The 20,480-nt window shown below is 70.6% G+C and carries 21 protein-coding genes; 3 read left to right on the forward strand and 18 right to left on the reverse strand.

Translation table 11 applies throughout. The features are described 5' to 3' along the window. The first annotated feature begins 78 nt into the window (after window positions 1-78). The gene (locus tag IG54_RS0133750) at window positions 79-453 is read left to right on the forward strand and encodes a DUF192 domain-containing protein (RefSeq protein WP_199809628.1); all 375 of its coding nucleotides are present in this window, start codon (window positions 79-81) and stop codon (window positions 451-453) included. Between the two features lie 211 nt (window positions 454-664). Here the strand turns inward: IG54_RS0133750 and IG54_RS0133755 are convergent, their stop codons facing one another. The 14 genes from IG54_RS0133755 to IG54_RS0133825 form a co-directional block, all read right to left on the reverse strand. Beyond that, window positions 665-1,027 carry a winged helix-turn-helix transcriptional regulator gene (locus IG54_RS0133755; RefSeq protein ID WP_030793706.1) on the reverse strand — a complete coding sequence of 121 codons (363 nt, stop codon included), beginning with the start codon at window positions 1,025-1,027 and terminating at the stop codon, window positions 665-667. A 48-nt stretch (window positions 1,028-1,075) separates the two neighbouring features. Beyond that, window positions 1,076-1,870: a class I SAM-dependent methyltransferase gene (locus tag IG54_RS0133760; RefSeq protein ID WP_030793709.1), complete on the reverse strand. Its 795-nt coding sequence runs from the start codon at window positions 1,868-1,870 to the stop codon at window positions 1,076-1,078. 79 nt (window positions 1,871-1,949) lie between these two features. Continuing rightward, window positions 1,950-2,588 (reverse strand): OmpA family protein, encoded by a 639-nt coding sequence (locus IG54_RS0133765; RefSeq protein WP_030793713.1) that lies wholly within the window; start codon window positions 2,586-2,588, stop codon window positions 1,950-1,952. Window positions 2,589-2,590: 2 nt separating this feature from the next. After that, window positions 2,591-3,178 carry a hypothetical protein gene (locus IG54_RS0133770; protein ID WP_030793716.1) on the reverse strand — a complete coding sequence of 196 codons (588 nt, stop codon included), beginning with the start codon at window positions 3,176-3,178 and terminating at the stop codon, window positions 2,591-2,593. Window positions 3,179-3,210: 32 nt separating this feature from the next. Next, window positions 3,211-3,780, reverse strand: a complete 570-nt coding sequence (locus tag IG54_RS0133775; RefSeq protein WP_030793719.1) for a pilus assembly protein TadG-related protein — start codon at window positions 3,778-3,780, stop codon at window positions 3,211-3,213. Between the two features lie 35 nt (window positions 3,781-3,815). Beyond that, window positions 3,816-4,019: a hypothetical protein gene (locus IG54_RS0133780; RefSeq protein WP_030793722.1), complete on the reverse strand. Its 204-nt coding sequence runs from the start codon at window positions 4,017-4,019 to the stop codon at window positions 3,816-3,818. A 342-nt stretch (window positions 4,020-4,361) separates the two neighbouring features. Continuing rightward, window positions 4,362-5,252 (reverse strand): DUF5936 domain-containing protein, encoded by an 891-nt coding sequence (locus IG54_RS0133785; RefSeq protein WP_030793724.1) that lies wholly within the window; start codon window positions 5,250-5,252, stop codon window positions 4,362-4,364. Between the two features lie 13 nt (window positions 5,253-5,265). Continuing rightward, on the reverse strand, window positions 5,266-6,213 hold the full coding sequence (locus IG54_RS0133790) for a type II secretion system F family protein (RefSeq protein WP_030793726.1): 948 nt from the start codon (window positions 6,211-6,213) through the stop codon (window positions 5,266-5,268). Between the two features lie 34 nt (window positions 6,214-6,247). Continuing rightward, entirely contained in the window at window positions 6,248-7,585 is a 1,338-nt protein-coding gene (locus tag IG54_RS0133795; RefSeq protein ID WP_030793729.1) for a CpaF family protein, read from the reverse strand. 33 nt (window positions 7,586-7,618) lie between these two features. Beyond that, on the reverse strand, window positions 7,619-7,945 hold the full coding sequence (locus tag IG54_RS0133800; RefSeq protein ID WP_030793732.1) for a TadE/TadG family type IV pilus assembly protein: 327 nt from the start codon (window positions 7,943-7,945) through the stop codon (window positions 7,619-7,621). A gap of 401 nt (window positions 7,946-8,346) precedes the next feature. Then, a complete protein-coding gene (locus tag IG54_RS0133805) occupies window positions 8,347-9,972 on the reverse strand; it encodes an AAA family ATPase (RefSeq protein ID WP_030793735.1) in 1,626 nt (541 codons plus the stop codon). 221 nt (window positions 9,973-10,193) lie between these two features. Next, on the reverse strand, window positions 10,194-10,904 hold the full coding sequence (gene cpaB, locus IG54_RS0133815) for a Flp pilus assembly protein CpaB (protein WP_030793742.1): 711 nt from the start codon (window positions 10,902-10,904) through the stop codon (window positions 10,194-10,196). A 92-nt stretch (window positions 10,905-10,996) separates the two neighbouring features. After that, the gene (locus tag IG54_RS0133820; RefSeq protein ID WP_030793745.1) at window positions 10,997-11,890 is read right to left on the reverse strand and encodes a hypothetical protein; all 894 of its coding nucleotides are present in this window, start codon (window positions 11,888-11,890) and stop codon (window positions 10,997-10,999) included. 129 nt (window positions 11,891-12,019) lie between these two features. Beyond that, window positions 12,020-13,351 (reverse strand): Nramp family divalent metal transporter, encoded by a 1,332-nt coding sequence (locus tag IG54_RS0133825; protein WP_030793748.1) that lies wholly within the window; start codon window positions 13,349-13,351, stop codon window positions 12,020-12,022. Between the two features lie 207 nt (window positions 13,352-13,558). Here IG54_RS0133825 and IG54_RS0133830 point away from each other — a divergent pair, with 207 nt between their 5' ends. Beyond that, window positions 13,559-14,899 carry a M14 family metallopeptidase gene (locus IG54_RS0133830; protein ID WP_030793751.1) on the forward strand — a complete coding sequence of 447 codons (1,341 nt, stop codon included), beginning with the start codon at window positions 13,559-13,561 and terminating at the stop codon, window positions 14,897-14,899. Window positions 14,900-15,095: 196 nt separating this feature from the next. On the opposite strand, the gene IG54_RS0133835 is transcribed toward IG54_RS0133830, so the two are convergent. From IG54_RS0133835 to IG54_RS0133850, 4 genes are all read right to left on the reverse strand, one after another. Continuing rightward, entirely contained in the window at window positions 15,096-16,541 is a 1,446-nt protein-coding gene (locus IG54_RS0133835; RefSeq protein ID WP_030793754.1) for a GntP family permease, read from the reverse strand. Window positions 16,542-16,658: 117 nt separating this feature from the next. Then, the gene (locus tag IG54_RS0133840) at window positions 16,659-17,069 is read right to left on the reverse strand and encodes a RidA family protein (RefSeq protein WP_030793757.1); all 411 of its coding nucleotides are present in this window, start codon (window positions 17,067-17,069) and stop codon (window positions 16,659-16,661) included. Between the two features lie 7 nt (window positions 17,070-17,076). Beyond that, a complete protein-coding gene (locus tag IG54_RS0133845) occupies window positions 17,077-17,853 on the reverse strand; it encodes an IclR family transcriptional regulator (RefSeq protein ID WP_030793760.1) in 777 nt (258 codons plus the stop codon). Further along, window positions 17,850-18,932 carry a sugar kinase gene (locus IG54_RS0133850; RefSeq protein ID WP_030793762.1) on the reverse strand — a complete coding sequence of 361 codons (1,083 nt, stop codon included), beginning with the start codon at window positions 18,930-18,932 and terminating at the stop codon, window positions 17,850-17,852. Before IG54_RS0133850 ends, IG54_RS0133845 begins: the two co-directional genes overlap by 4 nt. A 97-nt stretch (window positions 18,933-19,029) precedes the next feature. Between IG54_RS0133850 and IG54_RS0133855 the strand changes: the two genes are divergently transcribed. Beyond that, on the forward strand, window positions 19,030-20,385 hold the full coding sequence (locus tag IG54_RS0133855; RefSeq protein WP_420712310.1) for an amino acid deaminase: 1,356 nt from the start codon (window positions 19,030-19,032) through the stop codon (window positions 20,383-20,385). Window positions 20,386-20,480 lie beyond the last annotated feature (95 nt).

The following is a 20,480-nucleotide window of genomic DNA, read 5'->3' on the forward strand; positions in this document are numbered from 1 at the left end:
CTCATGGGGGACCCCGAATGGAGTCGCGTCCTTGACGCGGCGGGTGTGCGGAGCGCTAATTTCGCGGGCATGGCGACGATGAGGGCCATCGGACCCGAGGGCCGGGTGGCGGGGAACCCGACGGCGGCCTCCGCCGAGCCCCCTCCGGAGGTCCCGCTGGAGATCGCGGACTCCGCGGGGGCGCGGCGACGGGGGCTGCTCGGGCGGGCGGGTGTGACGGGAGCGCTGCTGCTGACGCCGGCGAGGAGCGTGCACACCGTGCGGATGCGGTTCGCCATTGATGTGGCGTATCTGGACCGTGAGCTGCGAGTGCTGGCCGTCCGCACGATGCGTCCGGGCCGCCTCGGGCTGCCGCGGCCCCGCGCCCGGCATGTGCTGGAGGCGGCGGCAGGGGCGATGGCGGGGTGGGGCGTACGCCGGGGCGCGCGGATCGTCGTACACGACGCGGGATGACGGCTCGCGGTGCCGCGCGGCCCCCTCCACCGCACGGCACCGCACGCACAGCTTTGCTTGCGCGAATTAGCCTTGGTCTGAACTTACGTGACGTTCAGGGGCAGATCGAGCCAGTATTGATAACGATGCGGAATCAAGGCTTCGATTCTGACCCGTACGTCATGGTGCGAGCGGTAGGGGGGCTTTGCCCCAGTCCCTACCAATCGCCCCGTCAGGCGGCGTTCGACGGCTTGCCCTCTTTGCTCGCCACGATCTGCCGCATGTGCTGGTCGCCCCACGATCCCAGGGGCCGCAGCGCCGCGTTGAGGGACTGGCCGAGGTCGGTCAGGGAGTACTCGACCTTCGGCGGCACCTCCCGGTAGACCTCGCGGTGCACGATGCCGTCCGACTCCAGCTCCCGCAGCTGCTGGATCAGCACCTTCTCGCTGACGCCGGGGATATGCCGCTTCAGCTCCCCGAAGCGCAGCGTCCTGCCCGCGTGCAGGGCCCACAGGATCATCGGCTTCCACTTGCCGCCGACGACATCCACCGCGGCGTCGAGCCCACAGGCGTACGGCCCTCGTTCCTTCGCCACGGCCAACTCCTCTGCTCACTGGGTCACTTACCAGAAGGACAGTACAGACTACGCCCGTACAGGCTTGCGGAGTTCGAAGAGGTGGCGGGCGCTGTGGGCGACGAACGGCCCCTGCGCCTGGATTTGATGGTGCAGCTCGCGCAGCCTCGGCCGGTACTTCTCCACGCTGAAGTCGGGGACCATCCACACCACCTTGCGCAGGAAGTGGACGACGGCTCCGATGTCGAAGAACTCCATCCGCAGCCGTTCGGCCCGCAGGTCCACGACCTCCAGGCCCGCCGCCTCGGCCTCGGCGCGCTCGCGGTCCGGATGGCGGCCGTTCCTGACGTCCTCGGGCTGCGGCCCGAGGAAGTACTCGACGACCTCGAAGACGCTGGCGGGTCCGACGTGCTGCGCGAAGTACGTGCCGCCGGGGCGGAGCACGCGGGCGATCTCGTCGAAGCGGGCCCGCACCGGGTGGCGGCTGGTGACGAGGTCGAAGGCGCCGTCCGCGAAGGGCAGCGGCGCGTCCTCCGGCGACGCGACGACGGCGACGCCGCGCGGGTGCAGGAGGGCGGTGGCCTTGGCGACGTTCGCGGGCCAGCCCTCCGTGGCGACGGCGAGCGGCGGCAGGGTGGCCGCGGAGGCCAGCACCTCGCCGCCGCCGGTCTGGATGTCGAGGCTCGCCGCGGCCTCCGCGAGCCGCCGGGCCATCGCCTCGGCGTACCGCCACGAGGGCCGCGCCTCGGTGGCCCTCCCCTCGAACCACGAGAAGTCCCATCCTTCGGTGGGCGCGGCCTCGGCTTCGGCGACGAGGTCATCGAAGGTGGCGGGGGTGGTGGGGCCGGTGGGGTGGGCGTTCATGGGGCAATCCTGGCATCCGGCGCGGCGCGGCACATCCGGGTTTCGCGCGCGCCGCGCCGCGGCCGGGCCGGTGAGGGGGTCAGCCGTTGGTGCCGGTGGCCGCCGTCCCGCGGGGGAAGGAGACCTCGACGCGGCGGTTCTTCTTGCGGCCCTCCTCCGAGCCGTTGTCCGCGATCGGGTAGTCCTCGCTGTAGCCGCGTACGGAGAACGTGACCTCGGGGCCGAGGTGGCCGGCCAGCTCGTCGTGCACGGCCTCCGCGCGCTGGCGGGAGAGTTTCTTGCCGTGGCCGTAGGAGCCGAGGTTGTCCGTGAAGCCGAACACTCGGACGTCCGTGGCCTTCTGCGTCTTGGCCTCTTCGGCGATCGCCTTTATCCGGGCGTTCGCCTCCGGGTTCAGCTTCGCGCTGTCCTTGGGGAAGAGGACCTCGGCCTGCAACGCGAACTTCACGTCCGTATTGGTGTCCTCGCGCCGCTCCTCGCCGCCGAGGTCCTCGACGACGGACTTGATGTCCAGCACCTTGGCAGGCGCGAGCGTGGCCCCGTCGGCAAGCTTCAGCCCCGGGCTGTTGGAGTCGACCTCGGGGGGCGGGGAGGTGGTGGTGCTGCCGGGTGGTGAGCTGGGGTCCCCTTCGTCGGCCCAGGCGGGCGCGGGGCCGAGGAGGAGAGCGAGGGCGGTGAGGGTGGCGGCGCCGGCGGTTCGGAGGGGGTGGGGGGTCATGGTTATTCGCCCTCGGAGATTTTGATGGGGGCGGGGGGCATCGTCGGTACCTGGAACTCCACCTCGGTCGTGCCTTCCGGCGGCGCCGGGAACTGCGCGTACCAATCAACCGACTGACTTTCGTTGATGCCGCCTTCAAACTTGGTGCACAGACACCGTCCCGTAGTGTCCCTGAGCACGAGATACTTCTTCTTGCCTTGTTGATCGATCAGGCTTGCCCCCGCCAGGGATCCGCCGTTCTTCTTCAGCTCGTTCTCATCACTGCGCCACTCGCTACCGACCCAGATACCCGACGTGCCGTTCGTGACTTTGCCGTTGACGGTAAGAAAGCCGCCCTCATCACGGCTCGCCGAAGTGACGGTGAGGGTGATGCCATTGCTCTTAACTTCTGCCAAAGTCTTCTGAGTATCGGGGGCCTGTGACTCCCCCTTGTCGCTACTCCCCTTGCTGGTTGCGCTGGGCGAGTCACTCTTGTCCGACTTGTCGCCCTCTCCCCCACCGCCGCAGCCAGCGACCGTGAGGACCAGCCCAGTCGTGATCGCCGCAGCGGTCATTGCCCTGCGAGTCGTCATGGCGCGCCGAATGCTCATCGCTACCGCTTCCTTCTTTCGTCGATCTCCGGTCAGTCGGCCAGGTGGACAGAGAAGAGGACGGATGCGTCAGGTAGATCATCCGGTTCGAAGTCATCCGGGTCGATCTCGAAGGATTCGCCGTCGCCGCAAATAAACTCGACGGCCTTCTCCGGATCGGCCGACGGGTCGATGTCACATCGCGGCTCAACGATGGCGGTGGCGTCGGCCTTGGCGTGTTTGGATTCCGTACCCGGGATGATCGAATCGCCGACGGTGTACGTGGTCTCGATCTCCGCGCGGAAACCTGGGTAGCCGTTCACTTCAGCGGGCCCGAATCCGACGACGACGGAATCGTTCTCTGCGGCCAGCGCATCAGCAGCACCTCGGGCCCCCGCGCCGGTGAAGTCATCCCCAGCAAGCCAGTCCAGCCAGTCATCCCCGTTGCCTATGGCCAGCCCTAGCCCGTCCATCAGTTCGTCTCTGGCGTCCTGAGCGGCGGCCAACGCCGCCGCATCCGCAGCAGATTGTGCGCCGTTGCGTGCCGACGCCGCTTGAGCGAAGGCGAAAAAGACGAGGCCGACAAAGAGCAGGACACCTGTCAGCCAGATATAGATGGGCAAGGTCTGCCCTTGATCATTCCGGCTGCAACTTAACGTCAGGCGCCAATGACGTCGTTGACCGCGTTGCCGATCGCCTGAGAGATCTTGCCGTCCAGCCCCAGCTGGTCGATCAACGTAAAGATCCCCGCAATAAGAATCATGAGCCCCGCATACTCCACAAACCCCGCCCCCGCATCCCGATCCCTCCCCCGGACCCGGGATGCCACCGTCACCGTCCAGTCGACCCAGACTCTGAGCACGCGTTCCTTCAGCACGACGGCCCCTTCTCGTCCACCCGATTCCGCGACGGCCGCAACCTCCGGCGGTGTCGTCATGGGCAACGTACGCGACAACACGTGTTTCGGCAGCCACTCTGCGCAACCCAAGCCCTAACAGGCGGCGCCCGCCCGCAAGTTGGCGGATTCCCTTCCCCCTCTTCGAGATCACCATGCACGAAGCCCCCTCCCGCGAACCGCGGACCGTGAACTCAGAGCCGACTGTCCCACATCGCATTGCATCCGCGAAGGGGTTTCGCACAGTTGGAGAAGTTGACGCAGCTGACGCGGTTGACGCAGTCGGCGCGGGTGCTGAACGGCGCATGGTCAGCGCCCCAGAATCGAACCGAAGTCGGAACCCGAGCCGAGGAACATGCCCGCCGCGATAAGGATCATCGTGGCCGGGAGCATGAAGACCAGGGTCACCAGCGTCGCCTTGGGGATGGTTTTCGCCGCCCTGCGGCGGGAGTTCTGCGCGTCCGTGCGGCGCATGTCCGTCGCGATCTGGATCAGCGTGTCCGCGATCGGCGAGCCCAGTTCCTCGCCCTGCTGGAGCGCGGAGACGAACTGGGCGACCTGCTCCGACGCGTTGCGGCGGCGCAGTTCGTCGAAGGCCTGGCGGCGGCTGACGCCCATGTCCATCTGGCGCAGGGTGATGCGCAGTTCGTCCGCCCACGGACCCTCGTACCGTTCCGCGACCCGGTCCAGCGCCTGGCGGAAGCCGAGGCCCGCCGAGACCACCACCGCGAGGACGTCCAGGAAGTCCGGCAGGGTGCGGTCGATGACCTCGCGGCGTTCGCGGATGGCCTGCCAGATCAGGGCGTCCGCCGCCGTCGCCCCGAAAGCGAGGGTCAGCAGGCCGAGGAGCGGGGAGCCGTTCGTGAGGAAGACCAGGCCGAGGACCACGCCGAAGACGCCGTAGACCGCGCGCCGCGCCGCGTAGCGGTCGATCGTGAGGCCCCCGGGGTTGCCCGCCATGTCGATGCGGCGGCGCTTGGCGTCGACCCGCCTCGCGCCCATCAGGCGCAGCACGAGCGGTGCGAAGCGCATGCCCAGGCGGTCCACCGCGGAGCCCGCCGCCGAGACGCGGGTCGCTCCGACCTCCAGGGCGACGGCCAGGTCGGAGGGGAGTTTCGCCTCCGCGCGGTACATCCGGACGCCCTGGCAGACGCCCGCCACCGCAAGGCCCATCACCGCCGCCAACGCCAGCGCGATCAACGTAACTCCCTCCCTACACTTCGATCTTTCCGAGGCGTCTGATCACGAAGAAGCCGATCCCATAGAGTCCGAGCGAGATCAGGATCAGCGTCTGGCCCATCGGGGAGCCGGTCACGCGCTCCAGCGCACCCTCGTTCGAGGAGTTGATCAGGAGCAGGGAGCCCAGGCCGAGCAGGGGGACCGTGAACGCCGTCGCGTTGACCTCCGACAGCATCGTGCGGACCTCGCGCCGGGTCTCCTTGCGGTCCTCCAGGGTCTGGGTGAGGTTGCGCAGGGAGTTCACCACCGTGCCGCCCGCCTTGTTCGACAGGACGAGCGTCGTGACGAGGACTATCAGCTCGCGGGAGGGGAGGCGGGCCGCCAGCTCGCCCAGGGTGTCGTCGATCGAGCGGCCGAGCGTCAACTGGTCGGCTACGTGGGACAGTTCCTCGCCCGCGGGGGCCTCTAGCTCCTCCGCCGCCATCGCCAGGGACGTACGCAGGGCCAGCCCGGCCGCTGTCGCGTTGGCCAGGATGCGGGCCACGTCCGGGAGTTGGTTGATGAACGCCTCGATGCGCTTCTGGCGCTGCCAGTTGAGGAAGGCGACCGCGCCCCATATCGCGACGATGCCCGCGATCGGGCCGAAGAAGGGCGCGAGCGTCGCCGCCGCGATCAGCCAGAGCGCCGCCACGACCGCGACGACATAGGTGAAGAACTCGCCCGCGGTCAGGTCGAGCCCCGTCGAGGAGAGCCGCAGCTGGATCGACCTGCCGAGGCGCGTGCGGCGCAGGCGGCGGTCGACGCCCGCGAAACGGCGCGCGCGGCCGGGCGGGCCGCCGTCCCCGCTGCCGGGGCCGAGCGCCAGCCGGTCGACGAGCGCCTGGCGCTGGGCGCGCCCGGACGCGTACGAATGGACGCCCGCGACGGCGAGCGTGCCGCACAGGATGGTGGCGCCCAGGGCGAGCAGCGCGGGGTTGTTCATCGGGCGCCGCCTTCCTCGCGCGGGGACGGGCGGGTCATCCGATCGCCTCCCTCGTGTCCAGGGCGTCGATCGCCTCCGCCACGCCGTACGCCGGGGGTACCGGCTCGCCCGCGCCGTACAGCTTGTCGGCGATCTCGCGGGGCAGGGGCAGGTGTTCGAACCAGCCGCGTACGACCCGGTCGGGGCCGATGGGCTGGGCCACGAAGCGGGTGACGGGCGCGATGCGGAACTGCTGGCGGCCGTGCGAGACGAGCAGCACGATCTCGGAGACCTTGCGGGAGCCGTCGCTGTGCCGGGCGAGCTGGACGACGACGTCGACGGCGGAGTTGATCTGGTCCTTCAGCGCCTCGAAGGGGATCTGGACCTCCGACATGGAGCCGAGGGTCTGGAGGCGCATCAGGGCGTCCTCCGCGGTGTTCGCGTGGACGGTGGCGAGGGAGCCGTCGTGGCCGGTCGACATGGCCTGGAGCATGTCGAGGGTCTCGCCGCCGCGGACCTCGCCGACGATGATGCGGTCGGGGCGCATGCGCAGGCTGTTGCGGACGAGGTCGCGGATGGTGATCTGGCCCTTGCCCTCGACGTTGGCGGGGCGCGATTCGAGGCGGATGACGTGGTCCTGTTGGAGCTGGAGTTCCGCCGAGTCCTCGATGGTGATGATGCGTTCGTGGGCCGGGATGAGACCGGAGAGGGCGTTGAGGAGGGTGGTCTTGCCGCTGCCCGTGCCGCCGCTGACGATGAGGTTGAAGCGGGCGCGTACGAACGCCGCGAGCAGCATCAGCATGTGCTCGTCGAGCGAGCCGAGGCCGATCAGTTCGGGGAGCGTGTAGGCGCGGGGGAAGCGGCGGATGGTGAGGGTGGCGCCGGTGAGGGCGAGCGGCGGGATGATGACGTTGACGCGTTCGCCGGTGGGCAGGCGGGCGTCGACCATGGGGTTCGACTCGTCGACGCGTCGGTTGACCGTGGAGACGATGCGTTCGATGGTCTGCATGAGCTGGTCGTTCGAGGCGAAGCGGAGCGGGAGCTGTTCCACGCGGCCGGCGCGTTCCACGAAGACCGAGTCGGGGCCGTTGACCATGATCTCGGTGATGGAGGTGTCGGCGAGGAGCGGTTCGAGGACACCGAGGCCGAGTGCCTCGTCCACGACGCGGCGGATCAGCTGGGCGCGTTCGGAGGTGGAGAGGACGGGTCCCTCGCGGCTGATGATGTGGCCGAGGACGCGCTCCAGGCGGACGCGGCGGTCCGCGGCGGTGAGCGACGACATCTCGGCGAGGTCGATCTCCTCCAGGAGCTTGGAGCGGTAGACGGCGACGAGGCCGTCGTCGCGGCTCGGCTCGGTCTGGTGGGCGGGGGCCACGCGGTCGCGCAGGCTCATGGCGTCCTTCGACCTCCTTCAGGGGTACGGGGTTCAGTACTCGGCGTCGTCGTCGTTGGGCATGGTGGCCTCCTTGGTGACGCTCCAGCCCGCGTCCACGAAGGGGAGCAGCGTCGGTACTTGGACCTCGACCGTGGCGGTCGTCGTGTCACCGCCCGAGCCGACCGCGACGGAGGAGTCCAGGCGGCCGTCCATCGCCGCTGCCCCGGCCGCTTCCCCCGAGTCGCCCTGCGAGGCCGCGCGGGCCGCCGCGCGGGCGCCGGACCCCGCCTGGTTGGCGGCGTAGCCGACCAGGCCGAGCTGGATGGCGGCGAGGCCGACGAGGAGCAGGATCGGCAGAAAGCCGGCGAACTCCAGCATCGATACCCCGCGGTCGCCCCAGCGGCGGGGTGCGCCTCGGTTGCCCCGGCGGCGGGGTGCCCCTCGGTTGCCCCAGCGGCGGGGTGCTCCGCGGTCGTACGAGGGGCCGGGCACTCCGCGATCGCCCCAGCGGCGAGGCCCCTTGCGGCCACCCCGGCGCGAGAACACCCCACGATCACCCCAGCAGCGAGGCCCCCCGCGACCACCCCACCGACGAAACACCCCGGGATATCCCCACCGACGAGGCGCCCCACGGTCGCCCGACCGGCGAGGCCCCTTACGGTCGCCCCACCAGCGAGGCCCCCCACAGTCGCCCGACCGGCGAGACCCCTCGCCGTAGCCCCAGCAGCGAGGCCCCCCACGATCACCCCACCCACGATCACCCCACCCGCGAGCCCGCCTCACCCGTCCTCCCCCTCCTTCGCCGCGCCGGCCTTCCCGTCGACGTGCCAGCCCGCGTCGAAGCCGGGGAAGAACACCGGGACGTCCACCGACACGGTGGCCTTCCACACCGCGCCCTCGTCCGTGCAGGAGACCTCCGCGCCCTGCCAGGCGGCGGGCAGGTGCTCCTGGGCCGCGGCGGAGCAGGCGCCGGCCTCGCCCTCCCCGGCCGCGTACGCCGCCGTGGCCGCCCGTGCCGCCTCGTCCGCGGCGTTCCCGGCGAGGGAGTACGTGTAGCCGTACAGGGCGCACTGCCAGAGGATCGCCATGACCGTGAGGAGCAGCGGGAACATCCCGGCGAATTCGAGGGTGACCGCGCCGCGGTCGCCGGTGGCCGCCTTCCTCCGCAGGGTGAGGCCGCCGCGCTTGCCGGCGTCGGCCTTGTCCGCGTCGATGAGGCCCAGCTCGCCCGCGAGACCCCACAGGGCCTGTTTCACCGAGGAGCGGCTGTCGAGGTCCTGCATGCGGCCCGCGTCCACGGCGGCCTGGAGTTCCTTGAAAGCGGCGGGCACGGTGGTGCGGGCCACGCGCGTGCCGGTGACGCGTTCCACCAGGGAGGGCTGGATCTCCGTGGCCTTGCCGTGGCGGTTGACGACCGTGAGGGTCTCCTCGGCCTTGCGGATCTGGAGGCGGTCCCACAGCCGCACCATCCGCTTGGCGGCGCGTACGGCGACGACGTCGGGGGTGAGGAGCAGCAACGCGTGGTCGGCGAGTTCGACGGCGGTGGCGCTCGCGGCGGTGACGTAGGCGCCGCAGTCGACGACCACGACGTCGTAGCGGGCGCGCAGGGAGCCGAGGATCTGCCGGGCGACCCGGTCGGTGACCTCCTCGCCGCGCTCGCCCTCGGCGGGGGCGAGGAGCAGGCCGATGCCGCTCTCGTGGGTGTAGACGGCGTCCTGGAGTACGCGGGGCGTGATGTCCGTGATGGCGGCGAGGTCGACGACCGAGCGGCGGAACTGTACGTCCAGGTAGGAGGCGACGTCGCCGGACTGGAGGTCGAGGTCGAGGAGGGCGGTGGTGCGGCCCGACGCCTGTGCGGCGAGGGCGAGTTGGACGGCCGTCAGGGTCGTACCGACGCCGCCCTTGGCCCCGCTGACCGTGACGACGGTGCCCGCGCCGCCGGGCGCCCCGGGCCCGCCCGTACCGCCGCCGTACAGTTCGAGCCCTCCGCTGCCGAGGTGGCGCCGCATGCCTGCGGACCAGGCCGCGGCGGCTTGGACGCGTTCGGCGAGGGCGTCGTAGGCGGGGGGGAAGCCGACGATGCCGCGTGCCCCGGAGTCCATGGCGGCCGTGAGGGTGCCCGGGCTGGTGTCGGCGGTGATCAGGACGACGCCGACGGCGGGGAAGCGCAGGACGAGGTCGCGGATGAGGTCGAGCGCCGGGGCCGGCCCGATCCGCTCGTGGACGAGGACGACTTCCGGCAGCTCGTCGACGGACTCGGCGGCGAGGCGCGCGAGGGTGTCGAGCAGCGCGGTGGAGTCACCGACGGGCAGGGAGGGCTCGGCGTCGGGCAGCTGCCCGGTCAGCGTGGACAACGCGCGAGCAGCCTCGATGTCCCCCACGGCGGGCAGGATCCGAGTGGCCATGCGAGACCTCCTACTTGTCCTCGTCGAAGGTGCACGCCCGACCACACGGCGACAACACCGCAGCCCCGCCCGCACCCGAAAAAACCGACCGCCCACGGAACGCGAGCACCACGGCCCGAGCCGACACCCCGCCCGGCAGCCCGCCGGTGCGCACAGACCGCGCGCGGGCAGCCTCGATGTCCCCCACGGCGGGCAGGATCCGAGTGGCCATGCGAGACCTCCTACTTGTCCTCGTCGAGGGTGTACGTCCGGTCCCGCGGCGGGACCGTCGGGTCGCCGCCCGCGCCGATGAGGGCGAGGCGGACGTGCGTGGCGAACGACTCGGCGTACGCCACGCGCTGCGCGTCCGCCGTGCCGAGGGCGAACGTGATCGGCACGGCCTCGCTGGCCCTGCGGCGCGTGCGGTCGTCCTGGTCCGGTTCGAGCGGGGTCAGCTTGCCGACGTCGAGGACCTTGGCGCCCTCCACGATGACTTTGGACTGGTCCTTCGCCTTGTCGCTCTCGCCCTTGAAGGTGGCGTAGATGTTGACCGTCGAGCCGGGCGTGATCTTGCCCGCGACACCGGTCGCCGCGTCGATCATGATGGCGATCTCCTGCTGGCCCGGCCCGAGTTCGGGCCGCTTGACGATCATGTCGGACTGGAGCAGCGAGCCCTCGCGGAGCTGGGTGACGGCGATCTTGCCGCGGATCTCGCGGAGGTTGGTGACGGCGTTGTCGGAGAGCCAGCGCTCGGGCATCTCGACCTTCTCGAACTGCTCGGCGGTCAGCTCCTTGTAGGGCGCGATGTCCCCTTTGAGCTTGTACGCGGTGACCTCGGGGCCCACTTTCGCATTCACGTCACGGATCACCGAGAGGACGCCCGCGAACGCGCCGAACGCGCACAGGACCGACAGGACCAGCAGGATGACGCCGCGGCGCTGGCGTGAGTTCATGGGCCGGACTACCTCGATCGAGTGCGGGTGGCTACGGACAGTGAGCGGGGTGGCGCGTCGTCGGTCGCGGGTCGCGTACGAGGGTGGGGCGGCTAGGTCGCGCCGCGGGGCAGGAGGGCGCGGACGGGGCGCCCGGGGCGGTCCTCGGGCGGCGGCAGCGGGGCGGCGCAGAACGCGCAGCGGTCGCCGATGAGTTCGAGCCCGCACCAGTGGCAGTCGTCGCGGCGGACGGATGACACGAGCTGGTAGAGGACCGAGATGTCCGGGATGGCCGCGGCGAACTCGACGAGCTTGCCGGTGGCCCACCAGCGGGCGGACTCGGCGGGCAGGCGGGCCTCCTCGACGCCTTGGGAGCGCCAGGCGGGGGCGAGGTGCCCGGTGACCCAGACGGGCGCCAACTGCCCGGGCGCGTACAGCATCTTCGTACCGAAGGCCGGTCCCGTAAGCCGCGCCTGCGAGCCGTCGCCCGAGAGTTTCACCAGCTCGGGCCGCGGGGTGGCGAGGACGGCGAACTGTGCTCCGGGGAGCCAGGACTTGGCGTGCGACTGGAGGGTGACGGGGACGCGGTCGAGTTTGGTGACGGAGCCGAGCAGGGCGCCCGCGTAGATGTAGTGGGAGAGCAGCCGGGCGGCGGAGGCGAGGACGCCGGGGCTGAAGTCGCAGACCGACAACTGCCGTAACTGGAGGGCGAGCACGGCGAGGCCGAGCGGCGGCAGGTCGGAGCGGACGACGGCGATCCGGTCGCTCTCCAGGACCGAGCGGACCGCGTACAGGCGTTGCGTGACGGCCGCGGGCGCCGAGGCGGGGCACAGGGCGATCACATAGCCGTGGTGCTCGATGAGCGTGTGCATCTCCGTGAGCGCCTGGTCCAGCGAATACGCCTTCGGGGGCCGCACGGCGGACTGGAGGACGGCGGCGGAGGGCGTGTGCCGGTCGGGTGAGGGCAGCACGAGGTCGGGGCCGGTGACGGCTATGGCGATCGGCATGCGCGCACCCCCTGCGGCTCACCCTGCGCTTCTCCTCGGCCCCAGCACCATATCCAGGCAAGGGCCCCCTCAACACCCAACTCCCCAGTGTTCACGTGGAGGTGGCTGTCCCGTACTGGTGACGGAGAGCTAGAAGAAGCTGCTCCAGTCCTGGTCGGAGATCTGCTTGACGCACAGGACCAGGAACAGCAGGCCCGCGACGGCCAGCATGCCGTTGCTGAGCCGGCCGTTGCGCCACTCGGTGGGTGTGCGCGAGGAGTTGAGGAGCCAGATGAGGGTCAGCGCCAGGAAGGGCATGAAGGCCGCGCCCAGCACGCCGTAGATGATGATCAGCCGGAAGGGCTGGCCCTGGAAGAGCAGGATCATCGGCGGGAAGGTCAGCCAGAGCAGGTACGCGCGGAACGGCACGGACTTCTCGCGCGCGCCGGACGCCACCTCCTCGCCGCTGAGCGCCTTCTCGTCGGCGCCCGCCCGCTGCTTGCGGTAGCGCTCGACGAAGTCCGCGAACATCAGGCTGACGCCGTGCCACACGCCGATCAGCGAGGTGAACGAGGTGGCGAAGAAGCCGATAAGGAACAGCTTGGCGGTGGCGTTGCCGTACTCCTTCTCCAGGATGTCGGAGAGCTGGACGAGGCCCTTGTCTCCGCTCGCGATGGCGACGTTCGCGGAGTGCAGCATCTCGGCGCCGACGAAGAGCATGGCGACGACGAAGACGCCGGTGGTGATGTACGCGACGCGGTTGTCGAGCCGCATCACCTTCATCCAGCCGGTGTTGGTCCAGCCCTTGGCGTTCACCCAGTAGCCGTACGCGGCGAGCGTGATGGTGCCGCCGACGCCGCCGATCAGGCCGAGCGTGTTGAGGATCGAGTCCTTCTCGTCGGGCAGGACGGGCAGCAGGCCGGCGAAGGCGTCGCCGAGGTGCGGGGTGACGCGGACGGCGAGATAGACGGTGACGACGAACATGATGCCGACCAGGACCGTCATGACCTTCTCGAAGACGGCGTACTTGTTGAACCAGACGAAGACGAGGCCGACGAGGCCGGTGAGGATCGCCCACCACTTGAGTGCCATGACGTCGGGGAAGAGCGCCTGGAGGGGCAGCCCCGAGGACGACATGGCCGCCGCCCCGTAGACGTACCCCCAGATCACCACGTAGACGACGAAGAACCACGTCGTCCAGCGGCCGAGGCTCGCCCAGCCGTCGAAGAGGGTGCGTCCGGTGGACAGGTGCCAGCGACCGGCGGCCTCGGCGAGTGAGATCTTCACGACGCAGCCGATGACGGCGGCCCACAGCAGGGTGTAGCCGAAGTTGCTGCCCGCGATGAGGGTCGCGACGAGGTCGCCCGCACCGACGCCGGTCGCGGCGACGACGATGCCGGGGCCGATGTACTTCCAGCTCGATCTGCGCGGCTGGGGTGCGGATGCGCCGGTGGTGGTTCCACTGCCTGTGGTGTCAGCCATGCCGATCAAGAAAGCGCAAAGCGGCGCGGGGCACAAGGGGTTGGCCGGAAGACAGCATTGACCGGGGCATGCCACGCCTCCACGATGGGGCGGCGCGGCCCGCACCGCCCGCACGGCAGTGCGAACCTCGCACAACATCCCGCGTCCCAGTACCCCACGCACCCCACGCGTCGCACTGAAACACCCCCCCACCCCTGAGGAGACTTCATGCGACTCCGCATACGCGGCAGAAGATCCGCCACCCTCGCGGCCCTTCTCGCCCTCGCCGTGGCGGCACCCCTCACCGCCAACGCCTCCCCGTCCGAACCCGGCCCCGCCGCCCGGAGCGCGGCGGCCGCCGATGAGGAGACCCGTCAGTACGAGATCCCGCTGGCCGACGACCGGGCCGCCCGCACCGCGCTCGCCCGCACGGGTGTCGCGATCGACGAGGTCCACGCCCGCGCGGTGGTCGTCTCCGCCGACGGCCGCGAGGCGGCCCGGCTGCGCGAGGCGGGCTACGAACTCAGGGCTCTGGCCGGCCCCCCGAAGCGTACGAACGGACTGCCGGTGGAGGCCAAGGACTTCCCGCCCGCCGACTCGCGCTACCACAACTACGCGGAGATGACGGCGGCGATCGACCAGCGCATCGCGGCCCACCCGAACCTGATGAGCAAGCGCGTCATCGGCAAGTCCTACCAGGGCCGGGACATCGTCGCCATCAAGATCAGCGACAACGTGGCCACCGACGAGGCCGAGCCCGAGGTCCTCTTCACCCACCACCAGCACGCCCGCGAGCACCTGACGGTGGAGATGGCGCTCTACCTGCTGCGCGAGCTGGGCGACGACTACGCCACCGACGCCCGGGTCAAGAAGATGGTCGACGAGCGCGAGATCTGGATCGTGCCCGACCTGAACCCGGACGGCGGCGAGTACGACATCGCGACCGGCTCCTACCGCAGCTGGCGCAAGAACCGCCAGCCCAACAGCGGTTCGTCGAACGTCGGCACCGACATGAACCGCAACTGGGCCTACCGGTGGGGCTGCTGCGGCGGGTCCTCGGGCAGCACCGGCTCCGAGACCTACCGCGGCCCGAGCGCCGAGTCGGCCCCCGAGGTGAAGGTCGTCGCCAACTTCGTCCGCAGCCGCGTCGTCGGCGGCAAGCAGCAGATCAGGGCCTCCATCGACTTCCACACGTACAGCGAACTGATCCTGTGGCCCTACGGCTACACGTACAGCGACACGGGCCCCGGCCTCACCCAGGACGACCGCGACGCGCACGCCACCGTCGGCCGCAAGATGGCCGCGAGCAACGGCTACACGCCGCAGCAGTCCAGCGACCTCTACATCACCGACGGGTCGATCAACGACTGGCTGTGGGGCAGCCAGAAGATCTTCAGCTACACCTTCGAGATGTACCCGTCGTCCACGGGCGGCGGCGGCTTCTACCCGCCCGACGAGGTCATCGAACGCGAGACCTCGCGCAACCGCGACGCGGTCCTGCAACTCCTGGAGAACTCGGACTGCATGTACCGGTCCATCGGCAAGGAGCAGCAGTACTGCACGAGTTGACCTCGTGCCGGCGGGCCCGTACCCACGTGCTGGTACGGGCCCTGCGCGGCTCGGGTAGGACAGCTTCCTGTCCTGTTCGAAGGAGCGGGCGTTCGTCACGGACGCGTCCACGTTCATCCCGACCACGGCGACGCCCTTGCTCTTCATCTCCTTGTTCACCCGTGACCGGGACACAACCGCACACCCTCGGTGAGCGCTACACGAACACGCTGACGACCGCCGCCACCGCGAATCCCGCCACGGAGAGGACCGACTCCAGGACCGTCCAGGACTTGAGGGTGTCCCGTTCCGAGATGCCGAAGTACTTCGCGACCATCCAGAACCCGCCGTCGTTGACGTGCGAGGCGAAGATGGAGCCCGCCGAGATCGCCATGATGACCAGGGCCACGAAGGCCTGTGAGTGGTCGCCCTCCGCGAGGAGCGGGGCGACGATGCCGGCCGTCGTGACGATCGCGACCGTCGCGGAGCCCTGGGCGACACGCAGCACCAGGGAGAGCAGGTAGGCGAGGACGATGATGGGCAGGCCCACGTCCTGGAACGTGTCCGAGAGGGCCTTCGCGACACCGCTCGCCTTGAGGACCGCGCCGAAGACACCGCCCGCGCCGACCACCAGCAGGATGTTGCCGACCGGCTTCAGGGACGAGGTCGAGACCCTCTCCAGGGACTTGCGGGACCAGCCGCGCCGGATGCCCAGCAGGTAGTACGCCATCAGGAGCGCGATGGTCAGGGCCACGAACGGGCTGCCGAAGAACTCGATGACGCTGCGCGGGGTCGAGGGGTCGAAGGCGATCGACGAGAAGGTCGCGAGGAGGATCAGGAACAGCGGCGTGCCGATGATCGCGAAGACCATTCCCAGCGGCACCGGCTTCTCGCACGGCTCCACCCCGGCGGCGCGCTGCTCGGCGACGACCGCCGCCCTCGCCTCCTCGGCGGCCTCGACCATGTCCTGCGGGACGGGCACGAAGATGCGCCTGCCGACCCACGCGGAGAACACCCAGGCGGCGAGCACCGCGGGGATGCCGCAGACGACGCCCATCAGGATGACCCAGCCGAGGTCCACCTTCAGCAGGCCCGCGGCGGCCACGGGGCCGGGGTGCGGGGGCAGGAACGCGTGGGTCATCGACAGGCCCGCGAGGAGGGGCAGGCAGTACAGCAGGATCGATTTGCCGCTGCGCTTGGCGGCGGCGTACACGATGGGGGCCAGGACGAAGATGCCCACGTCGAAGAAGACCGGGACGCCGAAGATCAGGCCCGTCAGGCCCATGGCCAGCGGCGCGCGCTTCTCGCCGAACAAGCCCAGCAGGCGCGACGCCAGCACCTCCGCGCCGCCCGAGACCTCGAGGATCGCGCCGAGCATCGTACCGAGGCCGATGATGATCGCCACATGCCCGAGGATGCCGCCCATGCCCGACTCGACCACCGAGACGGCGTCGGACCTCTGGACGGTGCCGAAGAGTTCGGTGACGGAGAGGCCGGCCGCGAGGCCGACGGCTATGGAGACCGCGAGCAGCGCCACGAAGGGCTGGAGTCTGACCTTGATGATCAGCAGGAGCAGGAGCGCGATGCCGAGCGCGGCGACGGTCAGCAGGCCCGCCGTGCCGTCGATCAGGGCGAGGAGACCGCCGGTGTGGGACGGGGACATGGTTGACCTCGTAAGTGCATGGGGCTTTCGTGGGCAGGGCGGATCACGGCACGGCGCCCCCGGGGGAAGGGGGTGCCGTGCCGTGACGACGTACGGCTTGCGGGAAGTGAAGGGGTGTCAGCCGAGCACGGCGAGTGCGTCGATCTCGATGAGCAGGCCCTTGGGCAGTCCCACGTAGACGGTGGTGCGGGCCGAGGCGGGGGCCGTGAGGCCCTGCTCCTCGAAGTAGGCGTTGTAGATCTCGTTCATCTCGGCGAAGTGGTCCACGTCCGTGAGGTAGACGCGCATCATCATCACGTCGTCCCAGGTGGCACCGCCCTCTTCGAGGATCGCCTTGACGTTGGCGAAGGTCTGGAGGGTCTGCTCGCGCAGGGTCGGGCCCGCGGGGGTGGGCGCCTTGCCCTCCTCGCCCGGGAGGAAGCCGACCTGCCCGGCGACCTGGAGGATGTTGCCCTTCTTGACGCCGTGGGAGAACTTCGCGGGCGGGGTGGTGTGGGTGGCCGGGGTGAGGGCTGTCTTCTCGGTCATCTGCTGATCAGGCTTCCTTGGTAGGGGCGGTTCTCGCGTCGGGAGCGGCGCCGGAGTACTCCCGGCTGATGGCTTCCGCCGTGCGGCGCACCAGCGGGAGGAGGGAGAGGAGTTCCTCGGCGGTGACGACGACGTTCGGCGCGGAGACCGACATGGCGGCGACGACGCGGCCGTCGGCGCCGCGGACGGGGGCCGCGACGCAGTTGATGGATTCCTCGTGGCCACCGAGGTCGGTGGCCCAGCCCTGTTCGCGCACCTTCTCCAACTCCCGCAGGAAAGCGGCGGCGTTGGGGGTGGAACGGGACGTGTAGGTGGGGTAGTCGAGCTTCTCCGCGAAGGCGCGGCGCTCGGCTTCCGGGAAGTCGGCGAGCAGCAGCTTGGCGACGGCGGCGACGGTGATGGCGACCGGTTTGCCGATGCGGGAGTACATCCGTACCGGGTAGCGGCTCTCGACCTTGTCGATGTAGAGGACTTCCCCGTCCTCGTGGACGGCGAGGTGGACAGTGTGGCCGCAGCGTTCGTTGAGGGCGAGGAGGTGGGGGTGGGCGATCTCGCGCACGTCGAGGTTCTCGACGGCCTCCTGGGCGAGCGCGAAGAGGCGCGCGCCGAGGCGGTAGCGCTGGTCGGACTGGCGGAAGACCAGGCCGTGCTCGTGGAGGGTGCGCAGGAGCCGGAGCGCCGTGGACTTGTGGACGCCGAGCCGGTCGGCCACCTGACCCAGGTCGGCGGGGCCCTCGGCGAGCAGCGGCAGGATCGAGAGCGCGCGGTCGACGGTCTGGCTCATGGGGTACGTACCTCCTCGTCGGCCCCGGGTTCCTCCGGGGCGTTCGCCGTCCAGCCGGGACCGAGACGAAGTGTCTCCCAGGCGGCGTCGTCCAGAGCGGCGAGGCGGTCGGCGTGTGGGCGGGCGGGGGGTGCGGCGAGGTCGCCGGGGACGGTGAGGGCCGCGGCGGCCATGAGGTGGCCGTGGCGCAGGCGCCGGTTGGTGGGCAGGTCGCGCAGGGCGGCGGAGAGGAACCCGGCGGCGAAGGCGTCACCGGCGCCGACGGGCGCGACGACGTCCACGCGCAGGGCAGGCTGGAAGACGGGGTCCTCGCCGTGGCGCAGGACGGTGGCGCCGCGGCCGCCCTGCTTGACGACGAGGGTGTCGGGTTCGGGCAGTACGGCGCGCAGGGCGGCGGGGCCGCCGGTCACGCCCCAGGCCCTGGCGGCCTCGTCCTCGCCGACGAAGACGAGGTCGGCGCCGCGGGCCAGGTCGAGCAGGACACCCGGCGCGCGGGAGGAGCCGGCGTCCGCGGCCTCCCACAGCCGCGGCCGGTAGTTGACGTCGAAGGAGACGAGCGGCCCGCGGTCGGCGCGCCGGGTACAGAGGTGGCGTACGAGATCGAGGCAGTCGGCGGAGAGGGCGGGTGTGATGCCCGACAGATGCAGGACGCGGCCCGAGGCGAGCGCGTCCTCGTCGACCGAGCCCGGCGCCATGGCGGAGGCGGCCGAGCCCGCGCGGTAGTAGACGACCTCGTGGGCGTCGGTGTCGCGGTCGTCGGCGGTGCGGAAGTAGATGGCGGTGGGGCGGTGGGGGTCGCGGCGGACGGCGGAGGTGTCCACTCCATAGCGCGCGATCGCCTCGACGAGGTGGTCGCCGAAGCCGTCGGCGCCGACGCGGCTGACCCAGCGGGTGGTGTGCCCGGCCGCGGCGAGCGCGCACAGGACGTTCGACTCGGCGCCGCCGATTCCGCGGTCGAAGGAGGGCACGTCGGCGAGGCGGCCGGGTCGCGCGGGCAGGAAGGTGACCATGGACTCGCCGAGCGCCACGACGTCGACTGCTGCCTGCGCGGGCGCCTGCGCGGCTGCCTGTGCGGTCACGTTCTTCCAGCCCCTCAACCGTCCCTCCGGATCCGTTGACCCGGCGTTGGCTCGGATGTTAGACAGCAGTAAACGCCATACGCAATGACTGTTGCAGATGCTGCAACGCACTCTGGAGGAGGCGCCCATGGCCGCCGACCACGCCGACGAGACCGCCGCCGACACCGGTAACGCCGTCGCCCGGTCCGCCGATCCGCTGGCCGCGCTCGCGGACGAGCGGATCGACCACCGCTTCAAGGGCCTGCCGCCGGACGCGGCGGGCCTTACTGTCGGCGAGCTGGCGGCCCAGCGCCGGAACCTCTTCGCCGGCGGGTTCACCACGCCCGTCCTCGCGCTCTCCGCGGAACGCCTGGAACACAACCTCGCCCTCATGGAGACGTACGCCGAGCGGCACGGTCTGGCCTTCGCGCCGCACGGCAAGACGTCGATGGCGCCGCAGCTCTTCGCCCGGCAGATGGAGCGCGGGGCGTGGGGCATCACGCTCGCGGTGCCCCATCAGGTGCGGGTGGCGCGGGCGTTCGGCACCTCGCGGATCTTCCTCGCGAACGAACTGGTCGACGCGGCGGCGCTGCGCTGGCTGGCCGGCGAGATGAGCGCCGACCCGTCCTTCGGCTTCATCTGTTACGTCGACTCCGTACGCGGTATCGAGTTGATGCACGCCGCGCTCAGCGAGGCGGGGGCGAGCCGCCCCGTGGACGTCGTGATCGAACTGGCGGCGGGCGACGAGGCACGGACCGGGGTGCGGACCGAGGCCGAGTGCTTCGAGATCGCCAACGCCGTCGCGGGCGCGGACACGCTGCGGCTCGTGGGCGTCGCCGGATACGAGGGAGAGGTGCCGCGGCCCTCCACGGAGCGGGTCACCGCGTGGCTGCGGCGGCTCGTCGCGCTGCTCGTCGAACTCGACAGGTCGGGGCGGTTCGCGGACCTTCCGGAGGTCGTGCTCAGCGCGGGGGGCAGCGCGTGGTTCGACGCGGTGGCGTCGGTCTTCGCCGAGGTGCCGGAACTCTCCTCGCCGGTACTGAAGTTGCTGCGTTCGGGTGCGTACGTCTCGCATGACGACGGCCACTACCGGAAGCTGACGCCCTTCAACCGCGTCCCGGGGGAGGGCGGCCTGGAACCGGCGTTCCGTCTCTGGTCGCAGGTGGTGTCGCGTCCCTCTTCGGAGCAGGCGTTCACCAACGCGGGGAAGCGGGACGCGGCGTACGACCTCGACCTGCCCGAGGCGCAGGTCGTCCGCCGGGGCGGGGTGGAGGGCCCCGCGACCGGCATCACGGTGACGGGCCTCTCCGACCAGCACGGATGGCTGCGGACCTCGCCGGAGGCGGAACTCGCCGTGGGCGACTGGGTGGGGATGGGCCTCTCCCATCCGTGCACGGTGTTCGACAAGTGGCAGCTGATTCCTCTGGTGGAGGGGGATGGGGCGGTCACGGACTACATCCGTACGTTCTTCTGACCGGGGGGTCTGGGGGGAACTGCCTCCGCCACCCGGCCCGTTGCTCGGCGTCATCCCCTGTCCCGTCGCTGCGCGACGGCCGTCTCCCGCCCACC

The organism is Streptomyces sp. NRRL S-920, assembly GCF_000717945.1.
In the GTDB taxonomy this organism is placed as follows: Bacteria; Actinomycetota; Actinomycetes; order Streptomycetales; family Streptomycetaceae; genus Streptomyces; species Streptomyces alboniger.

What these genes read in the sequence shown, in the direction of transcription:
- IG54_RS0133750 (WP_199809628.1), top strand. Translation starts at nt 79, where the DNA reads ATGAGGGCCATCGGACCCGAGGGCCGGGTGGCGGGGAACCCGACGGCG.
- IG54_RS0133760 (WP_030793709.1), bottom strand. Translation starts at nt 1,870, where the DNA reads ATGAACGCCCACCCCACCGGCCCCACCACCCCCGCCACCTTCGATGAC.
- IG54_RS0133765 (WP_030793713.1), bottom strand. Translation starts at nt 2,588, where the DNA reads ATGACCCCCCACCCCCTCCGAACCGCCGGCGCCGCCACCCTCACCGCC.
- IG54_RS0133770 (WP_030793716.1), bottom strand. Translation starts at nt 3,178, where the DNA reads ATGAGCATTCGGCGCGCCATGACGACTCGCAGGGCAATGACCGCTGCG.
- IG54_RS0133790 (WP_030793726.1), bottom strand. Translation starts at nt 6,213, where the DNA reads ATGAACAACCCCGCGCTGCTCGCCCTGGGCGCCACCATCCTGTGCGGC.
- IG54_RS0133795 (WP_030793729.1), bottom strand. Translation starts at nt 7,585, where the DNA reads ATGAGCCTGCGCGACCGCGTGGCCCCCGCCCACCAGACCGAGCCGAGC.
- IG54_RS0133800 (WP_030793732.1), bottom strand. Translation starts at nt 7,945, where the DNA reads ATGCTGGAGTTCGCCGGCTTTCTGCCGATCCTGCTCCTCGTCGGCCTC.
- IG54_RS0133805 (WP_030793735.1), bottom strand. Translation starts at nt 9,972, where the DNA reads ATGGCCACTCGGATCCTGCCCGCCGTGGGGGACATCGAGGCTGCTCGC.
- cpaB (WP_030793742.1), bottom strand. Translation starts at nt 10,904, where the DNA reads ATGAACTCACGCCAGCGCCGCGGCGTCATCCTGCTGGTCCTGTCGGTC.
- IG54_RS0133820 (WP_030793745.1), bottom strand. Translation starts at nt 11,890, where the DNA reads ATGCCGATCGCCATAGCCGTCACCGGCCCCGACCTCGTGCTGCCCTCA.
- IG54_RS0133825 (WP_030793748.1), bottom strand. Translation starts at nt 13,351, where the DNA reads ATGGCTGACACCACAGGCAGTGGAACCACCACCGGCGCATCCGCACCC.
- IG54_RS0133830 (WP_030793751.1), top strand. Translation starts at nt 13,559, where the DNA reads ATGCGACTCCGCATACGCGGCAGAAGATCCGCCACCCTCGCGGCCCTT.
- IG54_RS0133835 (WP_030793754.1), bottom strand. Translation starts at nt 16,541, where the DNA reads ATGTCCCCGTCCCACACCGGCGGTCTCCTCGCCCTGATCGACGGCACG.
- IG54_RS0133840 (WP_030793757.1), bottom strand. Translation starts at nt 17,069, where the DNA reads ATGACCGAGAAGACAGCCCTCACCCCGGCCACCCACACCACCCCGCCC.
- IG54_RS0133845 (WP_030793760.1), bottom strand. Translation starts at nt 17,853, where the DNA reads ATGAGCCAGACCGTCGACCGCGCGCTCTCGATCCTGCCGCTGCTCGCC.
- IG54_RS0133855 (WP_420712310.1), top strand. Translation starts at nt 19,030, where the DNA reads ATGCTGCAACGCACTCTGGAGGAGGCGCCCATGGCCGCCGACCACGCC.